The sequence below is a fragment of the Rhizobium sp. 62_C5_N11_2 genome (assembly GCF_051811185.1).
Taxonomy (GTDB): Bacteria; Pseudomonadota; Alphaproteobacteria; order Rhizobiales; family Rhizobiaceae; genus Rhizobium; species Rhizobium leguminosarum.
Genome location: NZ_JBPWPW010000001.1, coordinates 522,361 through 547,702, shown reverse-complemented (window position 1 = coordinate 547,702; position 25,342 = coordinate 522,361). Strand labels below are relative to the sequence as shown.

Below are 25,342 nucleotides of genomic sequence, written 5' to 3'. Positions count from 1 at the left end.
GATAGGCAAAGAGCGTGTCGGAAATGCCTCAGACATTGCCGCCCGCCCTCTTTCGATCCTCGGCCTGCGCAGCAAGGATCTCCTTCACCTTGGCGACGAGGTCGGCTTCCGGCGCCGTCTCCTGCGCCACGCGCGCTTCGCGCCAGCTGGCATTGTCTTCGATCTCGCCGGAGAGCCGCTTGCCTTCGATCAGATCCTTGATCTGCACGACGCCTTCGGCGCGCTCGTCGCCGCCCTGGATGATGGCGACAGGGCAGCCGCGGCGATCGGCATATTTCAGCTGGTTGCCGAACTTCTTCCAGTTGCCCTGGAACATCTCGGCGCGAATGCCGGCGGCGCGCAGTTCCTGCGTCATCTTCTGATAGCGCCCCATCGCCTCGACATCGCCGTCCATGACGGTCACCAGCACCGGCTCGATGACCTCACTGGCGCCGAGCTTGCCGAGGTTCTTCAGCGCCGTCATCAGCCTGGAGACGCCGATCGAAAAGCCGGTCGCCGGAACCGGCTGACCCATGAAGCGCGAGACGAGGCCATCATAACGACCGCCGCCGCCGACCGAACCGAAGACGACCTTTTCGCCCTTTTCATTGGTGACGTCGAAGCTCAGTTCGGCCTCATAGACCGGGCCGGTATAATATTCGAGGCCGCGGACGACGGAGGGGTCGATCTTGATGCGGTCAGGGCCATAGCCGGCGCTCGCGACGAGAGCCCCGATGAAATTCAGCTCCTCGACGCCTTCGCCACCCCTGGAGGTTCCGGCAACGAGCTCGGCGAGGCGGGCGGCACTTTCGGCATAGTCCTTGATGCCGACGAAGAACAGCACCTTGTCGATCTGCTCCTGGTTAAGCCCGGCGCCCTTGGTGAAGTCGCCGGATTCATCCTTGCGGCCGGGGCCGAGCAGCAATGCCACGCCCTCCGGGCCGAACTTGTCGAGCTTGTCGATGGCGCGCAGCACGTTCAGCCGCTGGCCGGCCTTGTCGTCGCCGCCGAGACCGATCGCCTCGAGCACGCCATCCAGGACCTTGCGGTTGTTGACGCGGATGACATAGTCGCCACGTTTGATGCCGAGGGCTTCCAGCGTATCGGCCATCATCATGCACATTTCGGCATCGGCCTGGACGCCGGGCGCGCCGACGGTATCGGCATCGAACTGCATGAACTGACGGAAGCGGCCGGGGCCTGGCTTCTCGTTGCGGAAGACGTAACCGGCGCGATAGGTGCGGTAGGGCAACTGGATCTCGTTGAAATTCTCGGCGACATGACGGGCGAGCGGCGCCGTCAGGTCGTAACGCAGCGACATCCATTGTTCGTCATCGTCCTGCAGCGAAAAGACGCCCTCGTTCGGCCGGTCGCTGTCAGGCAGGAACTTGCCGAGCGCATCGGTATATTCGAACAGCGGCGTTTCGAGCGGATCGAAACCATAATGCTCATAGACTTCCCTGATCTTTGCCGTCATCTCGTTGACGGCGCGGATATCGCCGGCCGTCCGGTCGACGAAGCCGCGCGGCAGGCGGGCCTTGAGCTTTTGTGGTTTCTTCTGCTTGTCGTTCATTTCCGGGAATTCCACTGACTGTGACAGTGGCGGTTTCCTAGCGGATTGGGCGGGGAGCGGCAAGGGCGAAGGGTCTTGATGTGGCTGCGAGAATCGATTGAACGAAGAGGCATCCATCAGAAATGCGGATATGCTCATGATCACTGAGGCGCTTCTCTATGCCGCGACCTTGCCGCTGACCGGCAAGCCGCATCGAAAGTTCATCCGCTATTCCGTCAATCTTTGGTCGCGCGCCGGGCGCTGCGCCGGGGATTGGGCCGAACATGAGGAGATGAGCCGGAAGGCGATCCTGGCGGCGACCGCCGATCTCAGGCAGAAGCGGACCGCCGTCGTGCTCGGTTCCGGCCTGTTGCGCGATGTACCGATCGGGGTGCTGGCGCGAGATTTCGACACCGTCGTGCTGGTCGATCTCGTTCATCTCGCCTCGGTGCGCCTGTGGCTGTCGGCCAAGGGCTATCGCAATGTCCGGCTGATCGAGCGCGATCTCTCCGGCTACGATGAACTTGCCGCCGGCCGCGAGCCCGAACCGCTCGGCTTCCTGCGCGCTGTGCCCTATCTCGATCTGGTGGTTTCCGCCAACCTCTTGTCACAGATCGGTCGCGGCGTGAAACGGCGCCATGAAACTGACGCCGGGCGAATGCCTGAGGACACGGTGGAAAGGCTGATCGCGGCACATCTGGCCGGGCTTTCCGGGCTTTCCTGCCGCAGTTGCCTGGTGACCGATATCGCCTATGCCGTCATCGATCGCAACGGCAAGACGCATGAGGAGGCCGACCTGCTGCATGGCGTTTTGCCGCCACCGGCAAAAGCTAGCTGGACATGGCCGGTGGCGCCGCTCGGCGAAGAGAGCAAGGATTACCGGGTCGAGCACAAGGTCATTGCCGCCTAGCGCATCGTGCTTTCCGAAAATCGGAATCGATTTTCGGAAAGCACGATGCGAGGATTGAAAGTGTTACAGCGTCCTTTGCGCGTCGGAAAAGACGCGCGGCGCTGTAGTGATCAGGATGTGATCGCCGGTCGGCTTGGCTTGCATCCGGCCTTCGCCTATAAAACAGCATGCGCATGCTCGCCCTCATCACGATGTTTCTCGGCTGGCTGGTCTACAGCGCCATGTCTGCATGGGCGGGCTGTCCGACATGTGCGTCGATGAACGCACCGGTCGCCGTCGAAACCGGCGGTATGCACCATGAGATATCACGCATGAATATGCCGGGGGCGGCTGATAAGGCCGATCCGTTGAAAGACCCTTGCGCCACCGGTAATTCCGCGCATATGCCGCTTTGCGCCGCCTGTCTGCTGCTGCCACCGGCGGTGATGGTCATGGCCAGCGGGAAGTCCATCTTCGGCTATCCCGCCCCGGCGCTTGCCCGCGCCCTCGATGACAACAAACCGACACCGCAGTCGCCGCCTCCCCGACTGTCCTGACACCACAGCAATCCATGCCAATCGGGTGGCCCAGCTGCCCGGCAAACCTATTGTCAGACAGAGGAAGGAACTCTCATGTCTTTGAAAATCATCGCCCTCACCGCAATGCTCGCCATCATTGCCGCTCCTGTCCTTGCCGAAGACAAACCGATGGATATGAGCAAGCCGATGGGCAACCACGATGCGGCAAGCCACGCCTTCAGCGAGGCCAACGCCAAGATGCACAAGGATATGATGATCGAGTACAGCGGCGATGCTGATGCGGATTTCGTGCGCGGCATGATCCCGCACCATCAGGGCGCGATCGATATGGCCCGGATCGAGCTGCAATATGGAAAAGATCCCGATATCCGCAAGCTCGCCGAAGCCGTCATCAAGGCGCAGGAAGCCGAGATCGCCGAGATGAACGCCTGGCTCAAAGCCCACGGCAAATAATCGATCGTTATGAAAAGGGGAACGCCGGAAATGTCCGGCGTTCCCCAGGACTTATGTTGGCGAGGTCAGTCTTTCGGCTCGAAATCGGCCGGGCGGCGGCCGGCGCCCTGTCGCGCCAGCATCCAGCCCGGATATTCCGGAGCAAGCGCGCTCACCTCGTCGAGCTTTTTCATATCGTCTTCATCGAGCTTCAGCTTGACGGCGGCAAGGTTCTGGTCGAGCTGGTCGACACGCTTGGCGCCGATGATGACTGTGGTGACGAAGGGCTTGGCGAGGATATAGGCGAGCGCCACAGTGGCGACGCTGACGCCGTGCTTTTCGGCGACTTCGCGCATGATGGCGACGCAGGCCCAGGCCTTGTCCTTGTCGACGGGCGGGAAATCGAAACTGGCGCGGCGGCCTTCGCCGTTGCCGGGCGCGCCTGGACCATACTTGCCGGAGAGCAGACCGCCGGCGAGCGGCGACCAGACCATCAGGCCGAGCTTTTCCTCCTGCATCATCGGCACGATGTCACGCTCGAGATCGCGGCCGGCGATGGAGTAATAGGCCTGCACGGTTTCAAAGCGGGCAAAGCCGCGGCGTTCGGAGAGGCCGAGCGCCTTGGAAATGCGCCAGGCCTGCCAGTTGGAGACGCCGATATAGCGCACGAGACCGCGGGAAACGAGATCGTCAAGAGCGCGCAGCGTCTCCTCGATCGGCGTCACCGTATCGGTCGCGTGGATCTGATAGAGGTCGATATGATCCGTCTGCAGGCGCTTGAGGCTCGCCTCGACGGAATCCATGATGTGGCCGCGCGAGGCACCGCGGTCGTTCGGCTTGTCGCCCATGACGCCGTAGACCTTGGTGGCGATGACGACGTCCTTGCGGGGGATGTCGAGGTTCTTCAGCGCCTGGCCGAGCAGCCTTTCGGACTCGCCGGATGAATAGACGTCGGCCGTGTCGATGAAATTGACGCCTGATGCAAGCGAGCGCTCGACGATCCGGTCGGCGGCATTCTGGTCGACGTCGGCGATGGCGCCCCACATACTGCCTTGTTTGGCTTCGCCGAAGGTCATCGTGCCCAGGCAGATTTCCGAGACGAAAAGTCCCGTATTTCCGAGTTGATTGTAACGCATGGTCGAAAAATTCCTTTGTGTCTGCCGCAAGAGGGGCTTGCGAACTGCTGAACTTCATTTTTTGATTATTGGCCTGCATATGACAGGCACAGCCGTGGCTGGCTGCAAGGTGAGGCGATTTTCATGTAGTGCGGCGGCGGCGCTTTTCAACGCCGACGCGCGGCGCTGTAAAGGCGGATGCCCTTGTCTCGACACAGGCATCCGATAGATTGCCGGCCATATTTTAAGAACAGGATGATTTTAGGCCGGGTCGGCCTAAAATCTGAATCCTGTTCTCAGTTAAATTGTGAGAGCATTAATGTCGTCCGAAAACCGCTCACACTTTTCGGCATCATGCTCTAGGGTGCGCATATGGCGACGCGACCACTGACCACGATCGGCTTCGATGCCGATGATACACTCTGGCAGAACGAACAATATTACCGACTGACGGAAGCGCATTTCACCGGGCTTCTTGCCGATTTCGCCGAAGGACCGAAGATTTCCGAACGGCTGCTGGAAGCGGAGAAACGGAACCTTCGCCACTACGGCTTCGGCATAAAGGGTTTCACGCTGTCGATGATCGAGACGGCGATCGAAATCACCGAGGGCAAGATTCCGGCCGGCGTGATCGCCAAGATCCTCGATACCGGCCGCGAGCTCCTCTCTCATCCCGTCGAAACCATGCCGCATGTGCGCGACACGCTGGAAGCGCTTGCCGGCAAATACCTGCTCGTGATGATCACCAAGGGCGATCTCTTCGATCAGGAGCGCAAGCTTGCGCAATCCGGGCTCGGCGACTTCTTCGACGCCATCGAGATCGTCTCCGACAAGACGGCCGTCACCTATCGCCGCATCTTCGCCAAGGTCGGCGACGGGCCGGAGCGGGCGATGATGGTCGGCAATTCGCTGAAATCGGACATCGTGCCGGCAATTGCCGCCGGCAGCTACGGCGTTTTCGTGCCGCACGAACTGACCTGGGTGCTGGAACATGTGGACGAGCCGAAAGAGGCGCCGCGTTTCCGCAAGATCGACCACCTCGGCGAATTGCGCGACCTGATCGACCGGCTCTCATAAGCTGCCAAGCTGCGCTTGTAGCTCTTGGCTCACTGCTTGGCTGGCGCCTTTGGAAACAGCGACGGGCGCTCCGGCTCGGCGGCCGGTTTCGGCTGCTGCGGGGCAGCCGCCAACGGCTCGATCAGGATGCTGAAGGGAGCGCCGAGGCCACGGCGCGGCGAGACCTTGGAATAATAGGGGCGCAGCAGCCAGGTGGCGTTCTCCTTGACCGTTGTCTCGAAGCTCATGCCGTCCTCGTCGGTGCCGAAGAAGGCCTCGTCATCCGGTTTCGACAGGTCGAAAATCGCCAGGAAGGCAAATTTGCTCTTACTGGAAAAACTGATCTTCATATGCTGGCCGGCGCGCACCGGCAGCGTATAGACATGGCTATTGCCGAACTTCGTCCAGCCCTTCAACTGCATGGTGACGGCCGGGAACTGCAGCTTCTCCAGCTTCTCGCCGGGATCGAGCTGCGGCGTCTGCGCCATGGCGGAGACCGTCAGGAGGAAAAGGGCAGCGGCGGCGATAATTGTTCTCACGGATAGATCTTTCATGGGCGGACCAGAGCGGTGCGCATCGCCTCGACCTCGGGCCGGCAGAAGCAACCTTCCAGATGATCGTTGACGAGACCCATCGCCTGCATGAAAGCATAAACTGTGGTCGGGCCGACAAAGGTCCAGCCGCGTTTCTTCAGATCCTTCGAAATGACCACGGATGTCGGCGTCGTCGGATTGGCGACGATGTGATCACGGTCGACCACCGCCGGCCGCTCGTTATGGCCGGGTTCGTAGCGCCAGAAATAATGGGCGAGCGAGCCGAATTCGTCCCTGAGCTCGATCGCACGCTTGGCATTGTTGATGGTCGAGACGATCTTGCCGCGATGGCGGATGATGCCGGCATCGGCAAGGCAGCGAGCGACATCCCCTTCGCCGAAGAGGGCGACCTTGTGGAAATCGAAACCTGCGAAGGCGGCGCGGAAATTCTCCCGCTTGCGCAGAATCGTCAGCCAGGAAAGGCCGGACTGGAAACCTTCGAGGCAGATCTTCTCGAAGAGGCGGATGTCATTGGTGACAGGGCGGCCCCATTCCTCGTCATGATACCGGAGATAATCGGGCAGATTGGCGTGCCAGTGGCAACGGCTCCTGCCGTCCTCGCCGATGATGATGCCTGTCGCGCTCATGATCCTTCATTCTGCGGGGGTCCGCTCGTTCTCCGGTCTTTGATTCCGGCTTTACCATTTGCAAACCGTCTTTCCAAACCGAACGGTAACCCTGACGAAAAGTTTATCCCAACGGTCGGCTTTTCGTGAATCGATCTTTACCATTCGCTGGCGGATTGGGTGGCAGCGTCTTTGCCGGGCGGAACATCTCCGTCCGGGCGGACATGTCCCGCCAGCGCATTTTCGGTCATTTGTAGAGAGTTCGTCCGATGATGAAACAGCTTGTTCTTGCCGCAGCCCTCTTCGGCATTTTCTCCACGGCCGCCCTTGCAGACGACCGCTACGCCACTCGCCCGCCCGTCGTGCTCAGCCCCGATCTGACCGCGCCCTGGATCAACCAGCTGGGCGGCGGCACCGTTCGACCCGTCGTCTATCAGCGGCCGATCGTCCGCCAGCAGCAGCGCGGCCTTTTCCAGCGTCGCGTGCTGCGCCAGGCGCCGCAGGCCGCACCGCAGACCGTTTCGGCGATCAATCCCGGCATCCCGTCGATCCGCCATCCGATCGAACCGCAATACCTGCCGCAGATGGTCGACTACGACACGCAGGAAAAGCCGGGCACGATCGTCATCGATACCAACAACCGCTTCCTCTATCTGGTGATGCAAGGCGGCAAGGCGCGCCGCTATGGCGTCGGCGTCGGCAAGCCGGGCTTCGAATGGGCGGGCGCCCACAAGATCACCCGCAAGACCGAATGGCCGGACTGGACGCCGCCTTCCGAGATGATCAGCCGCGAAGCCGCCAAGGGTCATTACCTGCCGGCGCGCATGGACGGCGGTGCGGAAAACCCGCTCGGCGCGCGCGCCATGTATCTCGGCTCGACGCTTTACCGCATCCACGGCACCAACGCGCCCTGGTCGATCGGCAGTGCCGTCTCCTCCGGCTGCATTCGCCTGCGCAACGAAGACGTCATCGACCTCTACGACCGCGTCAGTGTGGGAACCCGCGTCATCGTCATGTAACGGCGGCGCAATACTTACAGCGCCGCGCGTCTTTTCGAGAGCCGCAAAGGGCGCTGTGACCCTTTAAATTGCTGCATAATTTTTCCTTAAGTCGATTCCGATTTGAGGATCAATTATGCAGCAGGGGCCGCAAGAACATCCTGCTCCCCTTCTCCAAAATTGCTGTATCCGGCCACGCCGATCTTGAATCGGGCAGAAGTTCATGTAGCTTCGGGCGGATTTGCTTGAGGGGAATCGATCATGATCAAACTAATGCCGGGTCTGGCTGCTGCCGGACTTGTCCTGTCCTTGATGTCTACATCCGCCTTTGCTGCACCCGCGGGCTCCGCGTCCGACAATGCACGACGCCCGGCGCAGATCGTGCGCGTGGCGCAGATGCCGAAATACGTGAAGCCGCAGTTCAAGCGCAAAAAAGTGCGCCTGGTAACGACGGAAGCCGCCGGCACCGTCATCATCGACACCAACAACAAATATCTCTACCTCGTCGAGGGCAACAACCGCGCCACCCGCTATGGCATCGGCGTCGGCCGCGACGGCTTCGGCTGGTCGGGGGTGGTCAAGATCGGCCGCAAGGCTGAATGGCCCGCCTGGACGCCGCCGGCAGAAATGCGCCGCCGCGAAGCCGCCAAAGGACACATGATTCCTGCTTTCCAGGAAGGCGGCGAGGACAACCCGCTCGGCGCCCGCGCCATGTATCTCTACCAGGGTGGCCGCGACACGATCTTCCGTATTCACGGCACCAATCAGCCCTGGACGATCGGCCTCAACATGTCTTCCGGCTGCATCCGGATGATGAACGAGGATGTGACGCATCTCTACGATCGCGCGCCTGTCGGCACCAAGGTGATCGTCATCGGCCCCGGCAACCGGCAGGGCAATGTGGCGTTTGAGGACCGGGGCATCGACGTGCTGCGCACGATGTTTGGCGGCTGAGCAACACTTTCAAAAAAAACGAAAGGCGCTTTTTGACGCGCCTTTTATTTTGCTTAGACTTTCAGGCCGAAAGCTGGCAAACCTGCCTAAGAGTCGACACATTTGCAATATCGGGGCTATTCAATGACATATGCGCTGCGTTCCTCCGCTTCCGTACTTGCGGGCATCGCGTTTTTCACAATCTGTTCGGCAGTTTCCGCCTCGGCGGAAGATCTGCAATTCTCCATCTACGGCGGCTACCAGACCGCGCCGCACAGCGGCGTCGACCTTTCCGACGGCACGCACTTCACCGCCGGCTGGGAAGGCAAGTCCTTCGGCAGCCCGCCTTATTACGGCGGCCGCGTCACCTGGTGGCTCGAGAACTTCAACAAGCCGAACTGGGGTATCTCGCTCGATTATACCCATGACAAAGTCTATGCCGACGACGATACGCTGGCCAAGACCGGCTGGTCGCATTTCGAATTCACCGACGGCCTGAACCTGATCACGGTGAACGGTCTCTACCGTTTCCAGGATCCGACCCGCCGCTGGACCCCCTATCTCGGCGCCGGCATCGGCGTGAACATTCCGCATGTTGAAGTGATTCGCCCCGAGGGCAAGACCTGGGCTTATGAATTCGGCGGCGTGACGCTGCAGGCCCAGGCCGGCGTCGACTTCAAGGTGACCGAGCGCTGGTCGACCTTCGTCGAATACAAGGGCACCTATTCGCGCATCGACGTTCCGATCGACAGCGGCGTGGACCTGAAGACCAACATCTTCACGAATGCCGTCAACGTCGGCGTATCGTTCCACTGGTAAATAAATTTCGGCTGCGGTGCTATTTCGTGCCGCAGCTGACCTTGCCCTCGACGGCATAGGGTTTTTCACCGCCTTCGATCGTCAGGGAATAGGTGCCGCTGAAATTTGCCGACGGCTTGCCGCGTTCACCGGCGACGACCACCAGATCCAGCGTTGCTCCGTCGGTATCGTCGCCGCCGCCGTCAAAGACTTCCATAAGCAGTTCGCCGTCGCGCGACCAGTGGTTGGTCAGGTGCTGCGATTCGAAAACACGCTTTCCGAATACTGTCGATTGGGCCTCATCCTTGACGATCAACGCACCGCGGAAATGGTTCAGCTTGTGGCCGGCATCGCTTTCGAAACCGCTTTCGAGCGTGAAGCGTGCTTCCTTGTCATCGGCGGAACAGAAATAACGGCTATTTGCATGGGCGGTGCCTGCCACACCGAGCAGTCCCGCAAGCACAATCATTCCCCGCCACATCGTCTAAACTCCCGAGACCGGCCCGACGGGCCTTCGCAAGCTTCAGCCTAACGGCAAACCTGTTAATTTTTCCGGCACAGCGCCACCATAGGCCCAATCGAGCAGTTCGACCGTATGCAGGATCGGCATGCCGGTGCCGGTGGCGATCTGGGTGATGCAGCCGATATTGCCGGTGGCGATGACATCGGCCTTGGTGGCCTCGATATTTTTGACCTTGCGCACCTTCAGCGTAGCCGAGATCTCCGGCTGCATGATGTTGTAGGTGCCGGCAGAGCCGCAGCAAAGATGGCCTTCGGCGGGATCGCGCACCGTAAAGCCCGCCGCTTTCAGCAATTGCTTCGGCGCAAGCGTGATCCGTTGCCCGTGCTGCATGGAACAGGCGGAATGATAAGCGACCGTGATACCGTTCGGCATCTGTGCCGGCAGGTCGAGGGTTGCGAGATATTCGGTGACGTCCTTGGCCAGCGCCGAGACCCTGGCCGCCTTTGCAGCATAGGCGGGATCGAGGCGCAGCATGTGGCCGTAATCCTTGATCGTCGTGCCGCAGCCCGAGGCGGTGATGATGATCGCATCGAGGCCCTGCCCCTCGATCTCGCGCGTCCAGATATCGACATTGGCGCGCGCGCTGGCGAGCGCCTGTTCGGCGCGGCCCATGTGATGGACCAGCGAGCCGCAACAGACCTCGCCTTCCGGCACCACGACCTCGACGCCGAGCCGCGTCAACAGCCGGATCGCCGCCGCGTTGATGCCGGGATCGAGCACCGGCTGGGCGCAGCCGGAAAGGATCGCCACTCGGCCCCGCCGTTCCGTTTCGGGCCGATGCGTGCCGGGTTTTGCGAAGTCCGAAGCGGCGGGGATGCGGCGCGGCGCAAGTGACAGCATGGCGGCGAAGGGTTTCAGCGCGCCACCCCGCATCAGGCCGGCGAAGGGCCGGCCGAGGCGGGCGAGATTGAGCGCCAGGCGGAAGCGGCCGGGATAGGGCAGCACGGCGGCAAGGATGGCGCGCGTCAGCCGGTTCATGAACGGGCGTTTGTAGGTCTTTTCGATATGGGCGCGGGCGTGATCGACCAGATGCATGTAATCGACGCCGGAGGGACAGGTGGTGACGCAGGCAAGGCAGGAAAGACAGCGGTCGATATGGGTGACGACCTCGGTATCGGCGGGGCGGCCGTTTTCCAGCATATCCTTGATCAGGTAGATGCGGCCGCGCGGGCTGTCGAGCTCGTTGCCGAGCGTCACATAGGTGGGACAGGTGGCGGTGCAGAAACCGCAATGGACACATTTGCGCAGGATCTGCTCGGATTCGGCGACATCGGGATCGAGGAGCTGGGTCAGGGTGAAGTTGGTTTGCATCTAGCGGGATCCCCCACGGGTATTGGAGGTTTTGCTGGAGATAGGGAGACACGGATCCATCTTGTCCCTCACCCCATCTTCCCCGGATTGAATATGCCGGCCGGATCGAACTTTTCCTTCACCCGCCCTGACAGCATCACCACCGCCTCGGGCTCGGGATGGAAGGCTGATGTGACCGCCCTCGCCTCATCCGATGCACGGATCAGCGTCGCATGGCCGCCACCGAGCGCCTTGATATAGCGACGGACCAGTTCGGCTTCTGGGCCTGCCTCCATGCGCATCCAGACGAGACCACCCTGCCAGTCGTAGAAGGCGTCGACGGCGGCTTCGAGGCGGAGTGCGGCGACCAGCTGATGGCCGGTGCCGGGGGCGACCGAGACGCGCCAGACCGGCCGCGCCGTGCCGTCGGCATAAGGCAGCACGTCACGAATTTCCTGCCAGAGCTTATGACTTTCCGGCTGCTCCAGCCGCGTGACCGTGGCGAAGGCCGACATTGCCGCGGCAAGCTTTTCGACGCGCACGTCGACCGAGCCCGGCAGGCCTTCGATGCGCAGAACCGTCGCTTCGCCCTCGGGCAATTTGCCGGCCAGGAATTTCCACGTCACCGTCAAGGGCAGATGCGCCGCACCCGAGACTTCGACCGGCAGCGCCATCGCCGCCGCCATGGCGTTTGCCGCCTCGGCGTCGTTGAGGCCGGACAGCATCACCGTCCGCTCCGTCTTCGGGCGCGGCGGCACACGGAAGGTGACTTCGGTGAGGAAACCCAACGTGCCATGCGAGCCGGCGACCAGCTTGGCGAGATCGAGGCCGGTGACATTCTTCATCACCCGGCCGCCGGCCTTGATGATCTCACCCCTGCCGTTGACGAAGCGCACCCCGAGCAGGCTGTCGCGGGCAGCACCCGCGATCAGCCGGCGCGGACCGGAGACATTGGCGGCGAAGACGCCGCCGATGGTCGGCTCACCGGATGTGCCCATCACAGGGCGATGATCCATCGGCTCAAAGGCGAGCATCTGGCCGCTCTCCGAAAGTGCCGCCTCGACCTCGGCAAGTGGCGTGCCGGATCGGACGGTCATGACCATTTCGCCGGGATTATAGGCGACGATGCCGGTAAGCCCGGTCGAGCGCAGCCGGTCCTCGGCAGCAACGGCATTGCCGAAGCCCGAGCGGCTATTGCCGCCGCAGATCACGAGCGGCCGGCCGCTCTGCGCATGGGTGCGGACGATCCCTGCTGCCTCTTCCTCGCTCGTCGGCATCAGATCGATCATGCAGCGGGGCGCCCTTCGAGCGGAAAGACCTTCGACGGATTGAGGAGCCAGCCCGGATCGAAGGCGGCACGCGCTGCCATCTGCTGGGCGAGGTCGGTCTCCGAATATTGGTGACGCATCAGGTCGCGCTTCTCGATGCCGACGCCATGTTCGCCGGTGAGGCAGCCGCCGGCATCGACGCAGAGCCTCAGAATATCGTTGCCGGCCGCCTCGGCACGGGCGGCATCCTCGGGATCGTTGGCGTTGAAGAGGATCAGCGGGTGCATATTGCCGTCGCCGGCATGGAAGACGTTGGCGACGCGCAGGCCGTAATGATCAACGATCTCGGCGGTTCTTTTCAGCACGTGGGAGAGCTGGCTAAGCGGCACGGTGCCATCCATGCAGATATAGTCGGCGATGCGGCCGGTGGCGCCAAAGGCGGATTTGCGGCCCTTCCAGATCAATGCCGCCTCGGTCGCCGACTGGCATTCGCGCACGGTCTTGACAAGATGCCGGCGGGCGATCTCGACGATGTCCTTCAGCGTGGCGTCCATCTCCGCTTCTGACCCCTCGACCTCGACGATCAAAAGCGCACCGACATCGAGGGGGTATCCGGCATGGGCGAAGGCTTCGCAGATCTCGATCGCCGGCTTGTCCATGAATTCGATCGCCACTGGGATAATGCCGGCGGCAATGACATCGGCAACGCAGGCGCCGGCCTCTTCCGAGTTCTCGAAGCCGAAGAGCACCGGGCGCGCGCCTTCCGGCTTGGCGATCAACCGCACCGTCGCCTCGGTGACGATGCCGAGCTGGCCTTCATGGCCGCAGACGAGGCCGAGCAGATCGTAGCCTGCCGCATCCAGCGCCTTGCCGCCAAGCTCGATCACCGTGCCGTCGACCAGCACCATCCTGACGCCGAGCAGATTGTTGGTGGTGACGCCATATTTCAGACAGTGAGCGCCGCCGGAATTCATGCCGATATTGCCGCCGATGGTGCAGGCAAGCTGCGAACTCGGATCAGGCGCATAGAAAAAGCCGTCCGCGGAGACGGATTCGGAGATATTGAGATTGGTCACGCCGGCCTGGACCACGGCGACGCGGTTCGGCAGATCGATTTCGAGGATGCTGTTCATCTTCGACAGGCCGAGCACGACGGCATCCTCCTGCGGGATGGCGCCGCCGGAGAGCGAGGTGCCGGCGCCGCGCGGCACGACGGGAATGCCGTAGCGATGGCAATAACGCATGACGGCCGAGACCTCAGCCGTGGTGCGCGGCAGGGCAACGGCGAGCGGCAGGCGACGATAGGACACAAAGGCGTCGGTCTCGAACGGTACCAGCTCGCGCGCCTCATGCACCAGGCATTCCGGCGGCAGAAGATCGGTCAGATCGGCAACGATCTGGGCTCGGCGCGCCAGCACGTCGGCGCGGGGGCTGAGAAACGAAATGGCGTCGGACATGGCGCTCTCCCTGGCCCTGACGAGGGGGAATGGCAGCGGGAAGATGACAGCGGAAACCGGCCGCGAACCTCCCTGCCGCCGATAGACCGGCTTAGCACTTTCCCGAAAGTGGCGCAAATGCTAAGCACTTATGCCAAAAGGGGAAAAAGTCACAAAACCTTATGACCAATCTGGGTGATCTCGAAATCTTTGCCAAGGTCGTTTCAACAGGCAGCATGTCGCTCGCCGGCCGCGCGCTCGGCTTTTCCCCAGCCGTCGTCTCCAAACGAATCAAGCGGCTGGAGGATCGGCTGGGCACCCGGCTTCTGCAGCGCACGACGCGGCAAATTTCGCTGACGGAAGCCGGACAGGGCTTCTACGACCGCGTTCTCGGCATTCTCGCCGGGCTGGAGGAGGCAGAATTTTATATCTCAGGCCGCTCGGCGCAGATGCACGGCACGCTGAAGATCTCGGCCCCGACCTCCTTCGGGCGCATGCATATCGCGCCGCATCTGAAAGATTTCATGGAGGCGCATCCGGAGCTTGCGATCAACCTGGTGCTGACCGACGAATTCAGCGACATCGTCGGCGGCGGCTTCGATCTGGCGATCCGCATCGCCGAACTCACCGATTCGAGCCTCGTTGCCCGCCGTCTGGCGCCGGTACGCCGGCTGCTCTGCGCTTCACCGGACTACCTTGCAGCGCATGGCGAGCCGAAGCATATCGACGAGCTAAAACACCACCGCTGCCTGCCGGCCCACAATAACGACACCTGGCGGCTGAACGGGCCGGACGGGGCGCTGAGTCTCAGGCCGGAAGGCATGCTGATCACCAATTCCAGCGAGGTGATCCGCGAGGCTGTCATCGCCGGCCTCGGGATCGCGCTGCGCTCCACCTGGGATATCGGCGAAGAGCTCAAGGCAGGCCGGCTGGTGCAGGTGCTGCCGGCCTATGAGGGTTCGCACAATGTCGCGCTGTCGGCCGTCTATCCCAGCCGGCAGTTCCTGCCGGCCAAGGTGCGGCTGTTCATCGACTATCTGGCAGAGCTTTACGGCCCCGTCCCCTATTGGGAGCGCTGATGGCAGCGCCGGTTCAGCGCGCCAATCTCTCGATGACGAGATCTAGCAGGGCACGCAGCCGCGCCAGGCGCTTCATGTCGCGGTGATAGCCGACCCAGGTGTCGCGGCCCGGCGGCGGCTCACCGAGATCGACCAATTCGATGGCGGCATGCGAATCGCCGAGCGGCCGCGGCAGGACGGCGAGCCCGGCTCCGTTGGCACAGAGCGCCGCCTGCACGTCGCGGCTGTTGCTGCGCATGACGATGTCGGCCCGCGGCAACAGGCGTTGCAGCCAGCCGACATCCGGCATGTCGCCAAAAGCCTCGTCCATGGTGATGAGGCGGGCGCCCGTGCCGTCGCCGGCTTCGGGGTGCTGCGCGCCGCGTCTGATGTAAAGGCCGTATTCGATATGGATGAGCTTGCGCGATATGATCTCCGCTTCCGTGAAGGGTCGGATGCGGAAGACGAGGTCGGCTTCGCGTCGCGACAGGTTGAGAAGCCGGCTGTCGGTCAGCAATTCGATCTCTACCTTCGGATGGACTTGCGAGAATTCCGCCAGCACCGGCGAAAGCACATGCGCGCCGAACCAGTCGGATGAGGACAGCCTGAGAAATCCATCGAGCTGACGGCTGCCGCCGGCAAGGACGCGCTCCATGGCGAGCGCCTCCTCCTCGATGCGTTCAGCGCCGGCGAACACCGCTGTGCCTTCGTCGGTCAGCACGAAGCCATCGGCCGTGCGCTGAAAAAGCGTCTGGCCGAGAGAGGCTTCAAGGACACGCAGCCGCCTGCCCAGTCGGCTGCGTCAGCCCGAGGCTGCGGGCTGCTGCCCCCAGCGTGCCGAACCGGGCGATGGCCAGAAACAGCTTGAGGTCGCTCCATTCCATCGCTCGCATCCGTCAAACAAAAATGCATGGGCTTCAGTCGTTATCTTTCATTTTCATTCGCGTTTCAATGAACCATCTTTCTTCCACGCCAATTGCGGTGCCCCTGCAGACGCCGCACCGCGAACGAAGGAGAGTTCCATGCCTGTAGAATCAACGATGAAAGCGCTCCTGGCGCAAATGCCGAATTCGCCATTGCGCATCGCCGATATTGCAAAGCCGGTGCCCGGCGAAGGCCAGGTTCTGGTGCGCATTAAGGCAAGCGGCGTCAATCCGCTCGATCTCAAGATCCGGGCCGGCAACGCGGCCCATGCCCGCCATCCGCTTCCCGCCATTGTCGGCATCGATATGGCCGGTGTCGTCGAAGAGATCGGAACTGGCGTCAGCGGTTTCCGCCGCAGCGACTCGGTCTACGGCATGACCGGCGGGGTCGGCGGCATTCAGGGATCGCTTGCCGAATTTGCAGCTGTCGACGCCGGTCTGCTGGCGCTGAAGCCGCAAAACCTGTCGATGCGCGAGGCAGCCGCCCTGCCGCTGATCTCAATTACCGCCTGGGAAGGGTTGGTCGACCGCGCCGGGGTCAAGGCCGGCCAGAAGGTTCTTGTGATTGGCGGCGGCGGTGTCGGCCATATCGTCGCACAGATCGCCAAGGCTGCCGGAGCCGCGGTCTATGTGGTCGACGGCGCTTCGAAAACGGATTATCTCACCGGCCTTGGCGCAACGCCGATCGATCGTGACGCGGAAACGGTTGAAACCTATGTCGCAAGACACACCGGCGGCAAGGGTTTCGATCTGGTCTACGATACGGTCGGCGGCCAGGGGCTCGATACGGCATTCCGAGCCGTCAGCCAGTTTGGCCACGTTGTGAGCTGCCTTGGCTGGGGAAGCCATGCGCTGGCGCCGCTGTCCTTCAAGGCCGCCACCTATTCCGGCGTCTTCACGCTGCTGCCGCTTCTGACCGGCGAAGGACGCGCCCATCATGGTGAGATCATGCGGGAGATGACGAAGCTCGTCGAAGCCCGCAAGGTGATGCCGAAGCTCGACCCGCGCCGCTTCACCCTTGCCGATACAGATGAGGCACATCGGCTGATCGAAGACCGGCAGGCAGACGGGAAGCTCGTCGTCGAGATCGACTGATCTCAATCCGTCGGCAGAATTAGCGCGCCAGATCGAGATAGGCGTTTGCTACCAACGCATCAATATCGGCGGGCACAGGCACGAGGCAGGATTGGGGACCGGCTTCGCCCCTGGCGATACGTTCCAGACAGCGGGCCTGAAGGGTGAAGCCGAGATCCATCGACTCGACCGTATTGCCGAGCGGCCGAGGACCGGCGAGATTGGTCATGTGACCGCCGCCCAGCACATGGAAGGAGCGGCCGTCGCTCAGATGGAAGGTCTCGATATGATCGGCCTCGTAGCGGTCGGTGCCGGTGACATCGGGATGGCGACGGAAGGCTTCGACATCGATCTCATGCGGGAAATGGCCGCCATTCATCAGGATCGCGCCGTCCTTGACGAGCGGCAGGTCGGCTGCCGTCACGATGCCGGCAAAACCTGTGACGGTGACGATGATATCGGCCGAGCGGATCGCTGCATTGCGCAGCGGCGTGACGAAACCATCGAGATGGGCTTCGAGCGTCGTCACCGGATTGATATCGACGACACTGACGGTTGAAAAGGCATTGCGGAAACAGGTGGCCGTGCCCTTGCCGCAAGCACCGTAGCCGAACACCGTCACGCGTTTGCCGTTGGTGGAGCGGTTGGTGAAGCGCAGATAGCTTTCGAACAGGCTCTGGCCGACGGCATGCCTGTTTTCGGCGAATTGTTTGATCGGGCTGTCGTTGATGACGAGGATCGGCATGTTCAGCCGCGCGCGCAGCGGCAGCAGGCGCGTACGGCCCGAGGTGGTCTCCTCGGTGCCGCCGCGGAGATTGGCGTAGAGTTTTTCCGCCGCGATGGCGAAGAGATCACCGCCATTGTCGAGCAGCAGATCCGGCTTTTCGGCAATGACCGCTTCGAGGTTCTGATGGTGAGCGGCCGGATCCGTCGTCTGCGTCGCGAAAACCGTGATGCCCTGCGAGCGCAGGAACTCGACTGTCGAAGGCTGGGTGCTGTTGAGATTGCCGGTGCAGACAAGACGCGCGCCGCCGGCGCGAAGCGTCGTCAACAGCGCCACCGTCTTCGGCTCCAGATGAATGCCGGTGCCGATCGACAGGCCCTCGAAAGGACGCGTCCGCTCGAATTCGGCGGCCGTCGCCTTGAGCAGCCTGCAGCTGTTGCCGATCCAGTCGATGCGGGTTGCGCTCTTTTCAATCATCTCTCTTCCCAATTCCGTGTTCGTGCGGTTTCTGGGGTTTGCGCAATTCCGGACGCAAAACCGCTGCACACTTTTGCTGGAATTGCTTTAGCGGAGCGACGAGGCGGCCGATATGGAAGTAATTCTGGCGAAGGGGCAGAAAATCTGCTCCTTCAGGCCAGTGTCCCACAACGAAGCAACCAACCGGACAAGGCGGCAAAGGCCGGCCGTTTCGCATCCGGCGTGCGGCAGCAGAAGCTGTAGCCCGATGGCCGGGAGATGAAGCCATAGGGCGCGACCAGATGCCCGCGCTTAAGATCGTCCTCGATCGAGGCACGCGGGGCAAGCGCCATGCCAAGCCCGGAGCGGGCAGCAGCCAGCGCCAGCAGCAGATCCTCGAATTCCTGGGCGCGGGAAAAGACGACTGGCGGCGTGCCGCTTTCGGCAAACCATTCGTCCCAGAGCTTGGGAACGCTGCGGCTGGCGAGCATCGTCAGCGCACCCATTGCCGCCGGGTCGCGCGACAGTGTCGCGGCAAGCGAAGGCGTCGCGACCGGGCCGAACTCGTCCGCCATGAACCGCAGGGCGGAGATGCCCGCGGCCGGCCGATATTCGCCGCCCATGATCACAGCGTCCAATTCTGGGTGCATTTGCAACGGTTCGACGATGGTCATCGGCACGATGTCGACCGCCGTGTCGCCGAGACTTGCCTGCATCGCGGCGACACGCGGCATCAGCCACCAGACTGCGAAGGCGGAGGGCACGCCGAGACGGATGCGGTTCGCCGCAGTCCCTTCGAGCTCGGAAGCAGCACGCTGCAGGATGTCGAAAGCCGCACCCGAAGCTTCGGCAAAAGCCCGGGCCTGCAAGGTCGGGACCAGCCTGCGGCCGTCACGCGTGAAGAGCTTGCGGCCGAAGTGATTCTCCAGCGTGGCGATCTGCTGGCGTACGGCGCCGCGCACCACATTCAGCTCTTCGGCAGCCTTCAGAATGCTGCCATGACGGCAGACGGCCTCGAAGGCGCGGATGGCATTGAGCGATGGAAGACGCATGAGGACGACATTCACAAGATCATAGTGGATCACTAGATCTCGCCATTGAACGAAAGGCAAGATCACGCCATATTGTACAGCTGTGCAATGTGACGCATTCGAGACAGGGTGTGACGGATTTTCCGAACCTGTCCCACCTCGATTTCCCCTATGAACGGCGATCAATTCGCGTTTCGAGTCGTGCTGCGCCTTTTTGAATTGCGTAAGCTTTCCGTGATATACGTATATGAGTGATTCCTAACGACGACTGCGAAGGTGACCCGACCATTGACTCTTTTCGCCCGACTGGCTTCCGATGTGCAACTGATGTTCCGGCGCCCGCCGCGACAGCAATATGGTGCGCTCTGCTACCGGGTTAAGAAGAAGAGCGGCGAGGTCGAGGTGCTGTTGATGACGAGCCGCGATACCGGCCGCTGGGTCATTCCCAAGGGCTGGCCGATGACGCGCAAATGCGCCCATGAGGTCGCGATGCAGGAGGCCTTCGAGGAAGCCGGCGTCCGCGGCGTAGTCGAAACGGAAACGCTTGGTGCCTACACCTATTCGAAGGTGCTGCGCGACGGGGTGCAGGTGATCTGCAAGGTGCAGGTCTATGCGCTCGAAGTCACCGACATGGCGAAGAACTTCAAGGAAAAAGGCGAGCGCCGCATCGAATGGGTTTCATTCGACGAAGCGGCCGGGCGGGTGCGCGAACCGGAGCTCCGTCACCTCTTCCTTGCTTTCAAGAAAAAGATGACCGACAGGCTTTCGGCCAAGGCGGCGAAGCAAGTTTCAACGGACAACCAAATTCCGGCGGCCAAGCAAATTCCGGCGGAATGATTCCTGCCATCTTGCACTGCTAGAAAAGCAGCGTAGAAGCAGATTCATTCTCAGGAACAAGAATGCCGCCACGTCCCGCAGTCCTCACGAAACGCACGCTCGACAAGGACCTCGACAAGATCACCCATGCCGAGGACGTGGCGAAGCATGTTTTGCGGCGGCTGGTGGCGCCTGGTCTCGGGCTGATTTTCGTCGGTCTCGCCATGCTTTTTGCCGGTGTCTATGTGTTCGACCGGCCGGGAGCAATGCTCGTCGTGGCGGCGGCAGCCCTTGCCGGCTACATGGCGATGAATATCGGCGCCAATGACGTGACCAACAATGTTGGTGCTGCCGTCGGCGCGCGCGCCATGACGATGGGCCAGGCACTCGTCATCGCGGCGATTTTCGAAGTTCTTGGCGCCACGATCGCCGGTGGCGAGGTCGTCAGGACGATTTCCTCAAACATCGTCGACGCGGTCCAGGTGCCGCCGGCGCTGCTTGGCTGGATTATGATGGCGGCGCTGATGGCGGCGGCCCTCTGGATCAACCTCGCAACCTGGATGAACGCGCCGGTTTCCACCACCCACGCGATCGTCGGGGCGGTGATCGGGGCCGGCATCTCAGCCGTCGGGCCGGAGCCGGTGAATTGGCGAGTGATGCTGGAAATCACGTCGAGCTGGATCACCTCGCCGCTGATCGGCGGGCTGATTGCCGCCGGGCTGCTTTATCTCGTCAAGACGCTGATCATCTATCGCGACGACAAGATCGCGGCCGCCGAGCGCTGGGTGCCGGTGCTGGTCGCGGTGATGGCCGGCGGCTTCATGGCTTATATGGTGCTGCAGCTGTCGCCCCCGGGCAGGTTCCCGCCGCTGACCGTCCTCCTCATCGGGATCGGCATCGGGCTGGTAAGCTGGCTCGCCGCCCGACCGCTCGTTCTTGCCCAAGCGCGAGATCTCGAAAACCGCAACAGCTCGCTGCGGACGCTGTTCCGGTTGCCGCTGATCGGCTCTGCGGCGCTGCTGTCCTTCGCACATGGCGCAAACGACGTTTCGAACGCGGTCGGGCCGCTGTCGGCGATCGTCAATTCGGTCGGCATCGGCGGCGACGGCGGTGTCGGACATCCACCGCTCTGGGTGATGCTGATCGGCGCCCTCGGCATCTCCGTCGGCCTGCTGCTCTTCGGGCCGCGCCTCATCCGCCTGGTCGGCGAGGAGATTACCAAGCTCAATCCGATGCGGGCCTATTGCGTCGCGCTGTCGACCGCCTTCACCGTCATCGTCGCCTCCTGGCTCGGCCTGCCGGTCAGCACCACACATATCGCCGTCGGCTCCGTCTTCGGCGTCGGATTCTTCCGCGAATGGTACACGCGCCATTCGAAGCGCCGCATCGCCTATATCAGGCGCAAGGCCGAGAGCTTTGATATCGACGAGCCGGAGGAGCCGAATATCCACGAGACACGGCGGCGCTATCTCGTGCGCCGCTCGCATTTCATGACGATCATCGCCGCCTGGATCGTCACCGTGCCGGTTTCGGCAGTGCTTGCGGCGATGATTTATTGGGTTATGTTCGCGCTCTTCGTCTAAAGCGCGTCGCGATCTTTCAGATCCGCGTGCCGTGCTTTAGGTCTTTATTTTCTAGCATGTCTTCGTCGCAAAACCGCTGCGCAGTTTTGCGAGACATGCTTCAAGACCTCGAGTTTTTAAATGCGCGCCAATTTCCGTATGCAACGGCTTTTCGTCGACGCGCCGCTTTCCAGCGGTGCCGCCCTCGAGGCGAATGCCGACCAGTTCAACTATCTCGCCAATGTGCTGAGGATGGAGGAAGGAGCGGAGATCCTGCTCTTCAACGGCCGCGACGGCGAGTGGAAGGCGACCCTCACCTTTCCCACGCGCAAACGCATCCTCTTGACGGCAATCGAAGAGACGCGGCCGCAGCCGCAGCCTTGCGACCTGCATTATCTCTTTGCGCCGCTCAAGGTCGGCCGCATGGATTATCTCGTTCAGAAAGCGGTCGAAATGGGCGCCGGCCTGCTGCAGCCGGTCATGACCCAGCACGTGCAGGGCAAGATCACCAATCTCGACAAGATGCGCGCCAATGTCGTCGAAGCGGCAGAGCAATGCGGCATTCTCGGCATTCCCGATGTGGCCGAGCCGGTGAGGCTTCTCGACCTGCTCGACCGCTGGCCGAGCGAGCGCCGCATCATCTATTGCGACGAGGGCGATGCCGGACAGAACCCGCTGCCGGTGCTGTCAGCGATCAAGGAAAGACATCTCGCTCTGCTCGTTGGGCCGGAAGGCGGCTTTTCGGAAGAAGAACGGGCGCGGCTTCGAAGCCTCGATTTTGTCACCGCCATTCCGCTCGGACCGCGCATCCTGCGGGCCGATACGGCAGCCGTTGCGGCGCTGGCGGTGGTCCAGGCCGCGATCGGCGACTGGAACTAAGGTCGAAAATGGGTTGACATGGAAATCGCTGTTATTTTTTTGATGCCTCGTTGAAAGAATTTCACTTGCAACATGGGTGGCTTGGGTCCTAATCACCCTTCCAACTGCCCGGCCCCCTGGGCGCCTTTTTGAATACAGGTATCCCGCATGGCCCGCGACACCACCGACCAGACACCGATCTCTTCGGTCCAGGATTTGACCGACTATATCGCCGCCGGCAACAAGCCGCGGGAGCGCTTTCGGATCGGCACCGAGCACGAGAAATTCGCTTTCTTCCGCGCCGACAACAGCCCGGTGCCCTATTTCGGCGATGCCAGCATTTCGGCCCTTTTGACGGGCCTGCAGAAAAAGAGCGGCTGGGAGCCGATCACCGACGGCGGCAACATCATCGGGCTTGCCGAGCAGCACGGCATGGGCGCGATCTCGATCGAGCCTGGCGGTCAGTTCGAACTCTCCGGCGCACCGCTGGAGACGATCCACGAGACCTGCAAGGAATCGAACCAGCATCTGGCGACGCTACGCGAAATCGCCGAGCCGATGGGCATCCGCTTCCTCGGCATCGGCGGCAGTCCGAAATGGACCTATGCGGAAACCCCGCAGATGCCGAAATCACGCTACGAGATCATGACCCGCTATATGCCGAAGGTCGGCACCCAGGGTCTCGACATGATGTACCGTACCTGCACGATTCAGGTGAATCTCGACTTCTCCTCGGAAGCCGACATGCGCAAGAAAATGCGTGTCTCGATGAAGCTGCAGTCGCTGGCGACCGCTCTGTTTGCATCCTCGCCTTTCACCGAGGGCAAGCCGAACGGGCTGCTCTCCTGGCGCGGCGATATCTGGCGCGACGTCGACAACCGGCGCGCCGGCCTGCTCGACTTCACCTTCCGCGACGATTTCGGCTTCCGCGACTATGCCGAATGGGCGCTCGACGCGCCGATGTATTTCATCGTCCGCGACGGCCGCTATCACGACTGTACCCATGTCACCTTCCGCCAGTTCATGAACGGCGCATTGAAGGGCGAGGTCGCCGATCCGGCGCCGACGATGGGTGACTGGACGAACCATCTTTCGACACTTTTCCCCGACGTGCGGCTGAAGCGTTTCCTCGAAATGCGCGGCGCCGACGGTGGCCCGTGGCGCCGCATCTGTGCGCTGCCGGCCTTCTGGGTCGGCCTGCTCTACGATGATGCGGCACTCGATGCTGCCGACGAGTTGACGAAGGATTGGACCTTTGCCGAGATCAGCGCCCTGCGCAATGCCGTTCCCGCGGAAGGTTTGAAGGCGCAATTTCGCGGACATCCGCTCTTTGACATGGCGCGCGAGGTGGTCGGCATATCAAGGGCCGGCCTCAAGGCGCGCGGCAAGCTCAACCGGGAAGGCCAGGACGAGACGATCTTCCTGGCGCCGCTCGACGAGGTGCTCGCCAAGAAGGCGACGCTCGCCGAGGATCTGCTTTCGCTCTATCACGGCCGCTGGCACGGCTCCGTGGAGCCCGTCTTTGAGGACTATCAGTACTGAGTCCGACCCAAAGCGATTCCCCTCTTCCCGGAATCGCTCTGACAGCCCCTATTTTCGCCTGTTTCCGGGCAGCGGAAGTGAAGGCCGGCGACCTAGCCATCGTGCTATCCGAGGATTGAAAGAGTTGGAGCGTCCTTTGTGCGTCAGAAAGCACGCACGGCGCTCCAGTGCTCCACCGCCCGCCGCTGAAGCCTCGGCCGCATGCTCTCGCTAAATTCCTCCCTAAGTTCTTATGGCAAAAAGCAGTTTGCTCATTGCCATTTCCGGTTATAGTGGCGTTACAACGCGTCACGACCCGGGGAAAGGGACTTCCATGCTGCCACTCTTCGACATGATGATGCAGGCGCAGAATGGCGCGGCGATGGAGGCGATCGCCCGGCAATTCAACCTCGCGCAGGAACAGGCGACGAAGGCAATGGCGGCGCTGATGCCGGCCTTTTCCGCCGGGCTGAAGCGCAGCACCAGCAATCCCTATGATTTCGTCGGGCTGATGCAGGCGGTCTCCTCCGGCAATTACGCGCGATATTTCGAGGATATGAACCGGGCGTTCACGCCGGAGGGTATTTCCGACGGCAACAACATCCTTGCCCAACTCTTCGGCTCGAAGGAGGTTTCGCGTGCGGTCGCCGCCCAGGCCGCACAGATGACCGGCATCGGCCAAGATATCTACAAACGGATGCTGCCGGTGCTGGCCGATACGCTGATGGGCGGGCTCTTCAAACAGACGACCGGCCAGATGGCCTCGCCGGTCAACCCCTTCGTCAACACCGCGATGAACGAGACCATCCAGAAGTGGCTGGAAAGCACCGGCTTTGCGCCGAAGCCGAAGACAACTCCGGAACCCAGCATCTTCGACAATCCCTTCACGCAGGCGATGCAGCTGATGTTTTCGGTGCCGAAGCCGGAAGCGACATCTCAGCCGAACCCCTTCCTCGACAATCCCTTCGCCAAAGCCTTCCAGGAGATGATGGGCGGGCTTGGCCAGCAACCGGCGGCCAAGACTGCGACCAAGACGCCGGAGGCGCCGAAGGAAGAGGCGAAGGTCAATGCCGACAGCTACACCGAAATGCTGAACGCCATGTTCGACAGCGGACTGGAAGTGCAGAAGAACTACCAGAGGAACCTGGAAGCGATCTTCGAAACCTATCGGCCGAAGCCGTCCTCTGAGACCAGCGAATAACCCCGAAAAGCGGCGCATTAGAGCGCCGTGCGTCCTTTCGGACGCACAACGGACGCTCTAACTCTTTCAATCCTCGCATCGTGCTTTCCGACAATCGATTCCGATTTTCGGACCGATGCGCTGCGGCATAAAAAAAACCCGGAGATGGCTT

The 25,342-nt window shown here is 62.0% G+C and carries 24 protein-coding genes and 1 pseudogene; 14 read left to right on the top strand and 11 right to left on the bottom strand.

Annotation, left to right across the window (positions count from 1 at the left end; genetic code table 11):
* Positions 1 to 28: 28 nt before the first annotated feature.
* On the bottom strand, positions 29 to 1,552 hold the full coding sequence (gene hisS / locus AB8B31_RS02715) for a histidine--tRNA ligase (protein WP_018244964.1): 1,524 nt from the start codon (positions 1,550 to 1,552) through the stop codon (positions 29 to 31).
* 130 nt (positions 1,553 to 1,682) lie between these two features.
* Between hisS and AB8B31_RS02710 the strand changes: the two genes are divergently transcribed.
* The 3 genes from AB8B31_RS02710 (at position 1,683) to copM (ending at position 3,412) form a co-directional block, all read left to right on the top strand.
* Positions 1,683 to 2,441 (top strand): hypothetical protein, encoded by a 759-nt coding sequence (locus AB8B31_RS02710; RefSeq protein ID WP_026188632.1) that lies wholly within the window; start codon positions 1,683 to 1,685, stop codon positions 2,439 to 2,441.
* Between the two features lie 167 nt (positions 2,442 to 2,608).
* On the top strand, positions 2,609 to 2,977 hold the full coding sequence (locus AB8B31_RS02705; protein WP_018244962.1) for a hypothetical protein: 369 nt from the start codon (positions 2,609 to 2,611) through the stop codon (positions 2,975 to 2,977).
* A gap of 75 nt (positions 2,978 to 3,052) precedes the next feature.
* A complete protein-coding gene (copM, locus tag AB8B31_RS02700; RefSeq protein WP_018244961.1) occupies positions 3,053 to 3,412 on the top strand; it encodes a CopM family metallochaperone in 360 nt (119 codons plus the stop codon).
* A gap of 65 nt (positions 3,413 to 3,477) precedes the next feature.
* Here the strand turns inward: copM and AB8B31_RS02695 are convergent, their stop codons facing one another.
* Positions 3,478 to 4,527: an aldo/keto reductase gene (locus AB8B31_RS02695; protein ID WP_018244960.1), complete on the bottom strand. Its 1,050-nt coding sequence runs from the start codon at positions 4,525 to 4,527 to the stop codon at positions 3,478 to 3,480.
* A gap of 351 nt (positions 4,528 to 4,878) precedes the next feature.
* On the opposite strand from AB8B31_RS02695, the gene AB8B31_RS02690 reads away from it, so the two are divergent.
* Positions 4,879 to 5,583, top strand: a complete 705-nt coding sequence (locus AB8B31_RS02690; RefSeq protein WP_018244959.1) for an HAD family hydrolase — start codon at positions 4,879 to 4,881, stop codon at positions 5,581 to 5,583.
* 29 nt (positions 5,584 to 5,612) lie between these two features.
* Here AB8B31_RS02690 and AB8B31_RS02685 read toward each other — a convergent pair whose 3' ends face one another.
* Positions 5,613 to 6,116 carry a hypothetical protein gene (locus AB8B31_RS02685; protein ID WP_018244958.1) on the bottom strand — a complete coding sequence of 168 codons (504 nt, stop codon included), beginning with the start codon at positions 6,114 to 6,116 and terminating at the stop codon, positions 5,613 to 5,615.
* Positions 6,113 to 6,742 carry a DNA-3-methyladenine glycosylase I gene (locus AB8B31_RS02680; protein WP_047621926.1) on the bottom strand — a complete coding sequence of 210 codons (630 nt, stop codon included), beginning with the start codon at positions 6,740 to 6,742 and terminating at the stop codon, positions 6,113 to 6,115. Before AB8B31_RS02680 ends, AB8B31_RS02685 begins: the two co-directional genes overlap by 4 nt.
* A gap of 248 nt (positions 6,743 to 6,990) precedes the next feature.
* Here AB8B31_RS02680 and AB8B31_RS02675 point away from each other — a divergent pair, with 248 nt between their 5' ends.
* The 3 genes from AB8B31_RS02675 (at position 6,991) to AB8B31_RS02665 (ending at position 9,471) form a co-directional block, all read left to right on the top strand.
* A complete protein-coding gene (locus tag AB8B31_RS02675; RefSeq protein WP_018244956.1) occupies positions 6,991 to 7,740 on the top strand; it encodes a L,D-transpeptidase in 750 nt (249 codons plus the stop codon).
* Between the two features lie 240 nt (positions 7,741 to 7,980).
* Complete coding sequence (locus tag AB8B31_RS02670; protein WP_018244955.1) at positions 7,981 to 8,673, top strand: L,D-transpeptidase; 693 nt, start codon at positions 7,981 to 7,983, stop codon at positions 8,671 to 8,673.
* Between the two features lie 123 nt (positions 8,674 to 8,796).
* Positions 8,797 to 9,471, top strand: coding sequence for an outer membrane protein (locus tag AB8B31_RS02665; RefSeq protein ID WP_018244954.1), 675 nt, complete (start codon positions 8,797 to 8,799; stop codon positions 9,469 to 9,471).
* A 19-nt stretch (positions 9,472 to 9,490) separates the two neighbouring features.
* On the opposite strand, the gene AB8B31_RS02660 is transcribed toward AB8B31_RS02665, so the two are convergent.
* The 4 genes from AB8B31_RS02660 to AB8B31_RS02645 all read right to left on the bottom strand — a co-directional run bounded on the left by AB8B31_RS02660 (position 9,491) and on the right by AB8B31_RS02645 (position 13,988).
* Positions 9,491 to 9,931, bottom strand: a complete 441-nt coding sequence (locus AB8B31_RS02660) for a hypothetical protein (RefSeq protein WP_047621924.1) — start codon at positions 9,929 to 9,931, stop codon at positions 9,491 to 9,493.
* A gap of 42 nt (positions 9,932 to 9,973) precedes the next feature.
* Entirely contained in the window at positions 9,974 to 11,284 is a 1,311-nt protein-coding gene (gene glcF / locus AB8B31_RS02655) for a glycolate oxidase subunit GlcF (RefSeq protein WP_047621922.1), read from the bottom strand.
* 68 nt (positions 11,285 to 11,352) lie between these two features.
* A complete protein-coding gene (gene glcE / locus AB8B31_RS02650) occupies positions 11,353 to 12,552 on the bottom strand; it encodes a glycolate oxidase subunit GlcE (protein WP_439007346.1) in 1,200 nt (399 codons plus the stop codon).
* Positions 12,549 to 13,988 carry an FAD-linked oxidase C-terminal domain-containing protein gene (locus AB8B31_RS02645; RefSeq protein ID WP_439007345.1) on the bottom strand — a complete coding sequence of 480 codons (1,440 nt, stop codon included), beginning with the start codon at positions 13,986 to 13,988 and terminating at the stop codon, positions 12,549 to 12,551. Before AB8B31_RS02645 ends, glcE begins: the two co-directional genes overlap by 4 nt.
* 161 nt (positions 13,989 to 14,149) lie before the next feature.
* On the opposite strand from AB8B31_RS02645, the gene AB8B31_RS02640 reads away from it, so the two are divergent.
* Positions 14,150 to 15,046, top strand: a complete 897-nt coding sequence (locus tag AB8B31_RS02640; RefSeq protein WP_047621919.1) for a LysR family transcriptional regulator — start codon at positions 14,150 to 14,152, stop codon at positions 15,044 to 15,046.
* Positions 15,047 to 15,059: 13 nt separating this feature from the next.
* On the opposite strand, the pseudogene AB8B31_RS02635 reads toward AB8B31_RS02640, so the two are convergent.
* Positions 15,060 to 15,909: pseudogene (locus tag AB8B31_RS02635) on the bottom strand (LysR family transcriptional regulator).
* 138 nt (positions 15,910 to 16,047) lie between these two features.
* On the opposite strand from AB8B31_RS02635, the gene AB8B31_RS02630 reads away from it, so the two are divergent.
* Positions 16,048 to 17,043 (top strand): zinc-dependent alcohol dehydrogenase family protein, encoded by a 996-nt coding sequence (locus AB8B31_RS02630; protein ID WP_018244948.1) that lies wholly within the window; start codon positions 16,048 to 16,050, stop codon positions 17,041 to 17,043.
* A 19-nt stretch (positions 17,044 to 17,062) separates the two neighbouring features.
* Here the strand turns inward: AB8B31_RS02630 and AB8B31_RS02625 are convergent, their stop codons facing one another.
* Together AB8B31_RS02625 and AB8B31_RS02620 are read right to left on the bottom strand one after the other, a co-directional pair.
* Positions 17,063 to 18,220 carry an adenosylhomocysteinase gene (locus tag AB8B31_RS02625; RefSeq protein ID WP_026188631.1) on the bottom strand — a complete coding sequence of 386 codons (1,158 nt, stop codon included), beginning with the start codon at positions 18,218 to 18,220 and terminating at the stop codon, positions 17,063 to 17,065.
* Between the two features lie 155 nt (positions 18,221 to 18,375).
* Positions 18,376 to 19,287: a LysR substrate-binding domain-containing protein gene (locus AB8B31_RS02620; protein WP_130765977.1), complete on the bottom strand. Its 912-nt coding sequence runs from the start codon at positions 19,285 to 19,287 to the stop codon at positions 18,376 to 18,378.
* A 234-nt stretch (positions 19,288 to 19,521) separates the two neighbouring features.
* Here AB8B31_RS02620 and AB8B31_RS02615 point away from each other — a divergent pair, with 234 nt between their 5' ends.
* From AB8B31_RS02615 to AB8B31_RS02595, 5 genes are all read left to right on the top strand, one after another.
* Positions 19,522 to 20,070, top strand: a complete 549-nt coding sequence (locus AB8B31_RS02615) for an NUDIX hydrolase (protein WP_128403066.1) — start codon at positions 19,522 to 19,524, stop codon at positions 20,068 to 20,070.
* 62 nt (positions 20,071 to 20,132) lie between these two features.
* On the top strand, positions 20,133 to 21,632 hold the full coding sequence (locus tag AB8B31_RS02610; RefSeq protein WP_131702190.1) for an inorganic phosphate transporter: 1,500 nt from the start codon (positions 20,133 to 20,135) through the stop codon (positions 21,630 to 21,632).
* 120 nt (positions 21,633 to 21,752) lie between these two features.
* Complete coding sequence (locus AB8B31_RS02605) at positions 21,753 to 22,490, top strand: 16S rRNA (uracil(1498)-N(3))-methyltransferase (protein WP_130808764.1); 738 nt, start codon at positions 21,753 to 21,755, stop codon at positions 22,488 to 22,490.
* Positions 22,491 to 22,637: 147 nt separating this feature from the next.
* Positions 22,638 to 24,011, top strand: a complete 1,374-nt coding sequence (locus tag AB8B31_RS02600) for a glutamate--cysteine ligase (RefSeq protein WP_130765974.1) — start codon at positions 22,638 to 22,640, stop codon at positions 24,009 to 24,011.
* Between the two features lie 313 nt (positions 24,012 to 24,324).
* Positions 24,325 to 25,191, top strand: a complete 867-nt coding sequence (locus tag AB8B31_RS02595) for a DUF937 domain-containing protein (protein WP_128403062.1) — start codon at positions 24,325 to 24,327, stop codon at positions 25,189 to 25,191.
* Positions 25,192 to 25,342: the final 151 nt, after the last annotated feature.

Coding starts and splice junctions, on each gene's coding strand:
- hisS (WP_018244964.1), bottom strand. CDS start 1,552: ATGAACGACAAGCAGAAGAAACCACAAAAGCTCAAGGCCCGCCTGCCG.
- AB8B31_RS02710 (WP_026188632.1), top strand. CDS start 1,683: ATGCTCATGATCACTGAGGCGCTTCTCTATGCCGCGACCTTGCCGCTG.
- AB8B31_RS02705 (WP_018244962.1), top strand. CDS start 2,609: ATGCGCATGCTCGCCCTCATCACGATGTTTCTCGGCTGGCTGGTCTAC.
- copM (WP_018244961.1), top strand. CDS start 3,053: ATGTCTTTGAAAATCATCGCCCTCACCGCAATGCTCGCCATCATTGCC.
- AB8B31_RS02695 (WP_018244960.1), bottom strand. CDS start 4,527: ATGCGTTACAATCAACTCGGAAATACGGGACTTTTCGTCTCGGAAATC.
- AB8B31_RS02690 (WP_018244959.1), top strand. CDS start 4,879: ATGGCGACGCGACCACTGACCACGATCGGCTTCGATGCCGATGATACA.
- AB8B31_RS02685 (WP_018244958.1), bottom strand. CDS start 6,116: ATGAAAGATCTATCCGTGAGAACAATTATCGCCGCCGCTGCCCTTTTC.
- AB8B31_RS02680 (WP_047621926.1), bottom strand. CDS start 6,742: ATGAGCGCGACAGGCATCATCATCGGCGAGGACGGCAGGAGCCGTTGC.
- AB8B31_RS02675 (WP_018244956.1), top strand. CDS start 6,991: ATGATGAAACAGCTTGTTCTTGCCGCAGCCCTCTTCGGCATTTTCTCC.
- AB8B31_RS02670 (WP_018244955.1), top strand. CDS start 7,981: ATGATCAAACTAATGCCGGGTCTGGCTGCTGCCGGACTTGTCCTGTCC.
- AB8B31_RS02665 (WP_018244954.1), top strand. CDS start 8,797: ATGACATATGCGCTGCGTTCCTCCGCTTCCGTACTTGCGGGCATCGCG.
- AB8B31_RS02660 (WP_047621924.1), bottom strand. CDS start 9,931: ATGTGGCGGGGAATGATTGTGCTTGCGGGACTGCTCGGTGTGGCAGGC.
- glcF (WP_047621922.1), bottom strand. CDS start 11,284: ATGCAAACCAACTTCACCCTGACCCAGCTCCTCGATCCCGATGTCGCC.
- glcE (WP_439007346.1), bottom strand. CDS start 12,552: ATGATCGATCTGATGCCGACGAGCGAGGAAGAGGCAGCAGGGATCGTC.
- AB8B31_RS02645 (WP_439007345.1), bottom strand. CDS start 13,988: ATGTCCGACGCCATTTCGTTTCTCAGCCCCCGCGCCGACGTGCTGGCG.
- AB8B31_RS02640 (WP_047621919.1), top strand. CDS start 14,150: ATGACCAATCTGGGTGATCTCGAAATCTTTGCCAAGGTCGTTTCAACA.
- AB8B31_RS02630 (WP_018244948.1), top strand. CDS start 16,048: ATGCCTGTAGAATCAACGATGAAAGCGCTCCTGGCGCAAATGCCGAAT.
- AB8B31_RS02610 (WP_131702190.1), top strand. CDS start 20,133: ATGCCGCCACGTCCCGCAGTCCTCACGAAACGCACGCTCGACAAGGAC.
- AB8B31_RS02605 (WP_130808764.1), top strand. CDS start 21,753: ATGCGCGCCAATTTCCGTATGCAACGGCTTTTCGTCGACGCGCCGCTT.
- AB8B31_RS02600 (WP_130765974.1), top strand. CDS start 22,638: ATGGCCCGCGACACCACCGACCAGACACCGATCTCTTCGGTCCAGGAT.
- AB8B31_RS02595 (WP_128403062.1), top strand. CDS start 24,325: ATGCTGCCACTCTTCGACATGATGATGCAGGCGCAGAATGGCGCGGCG.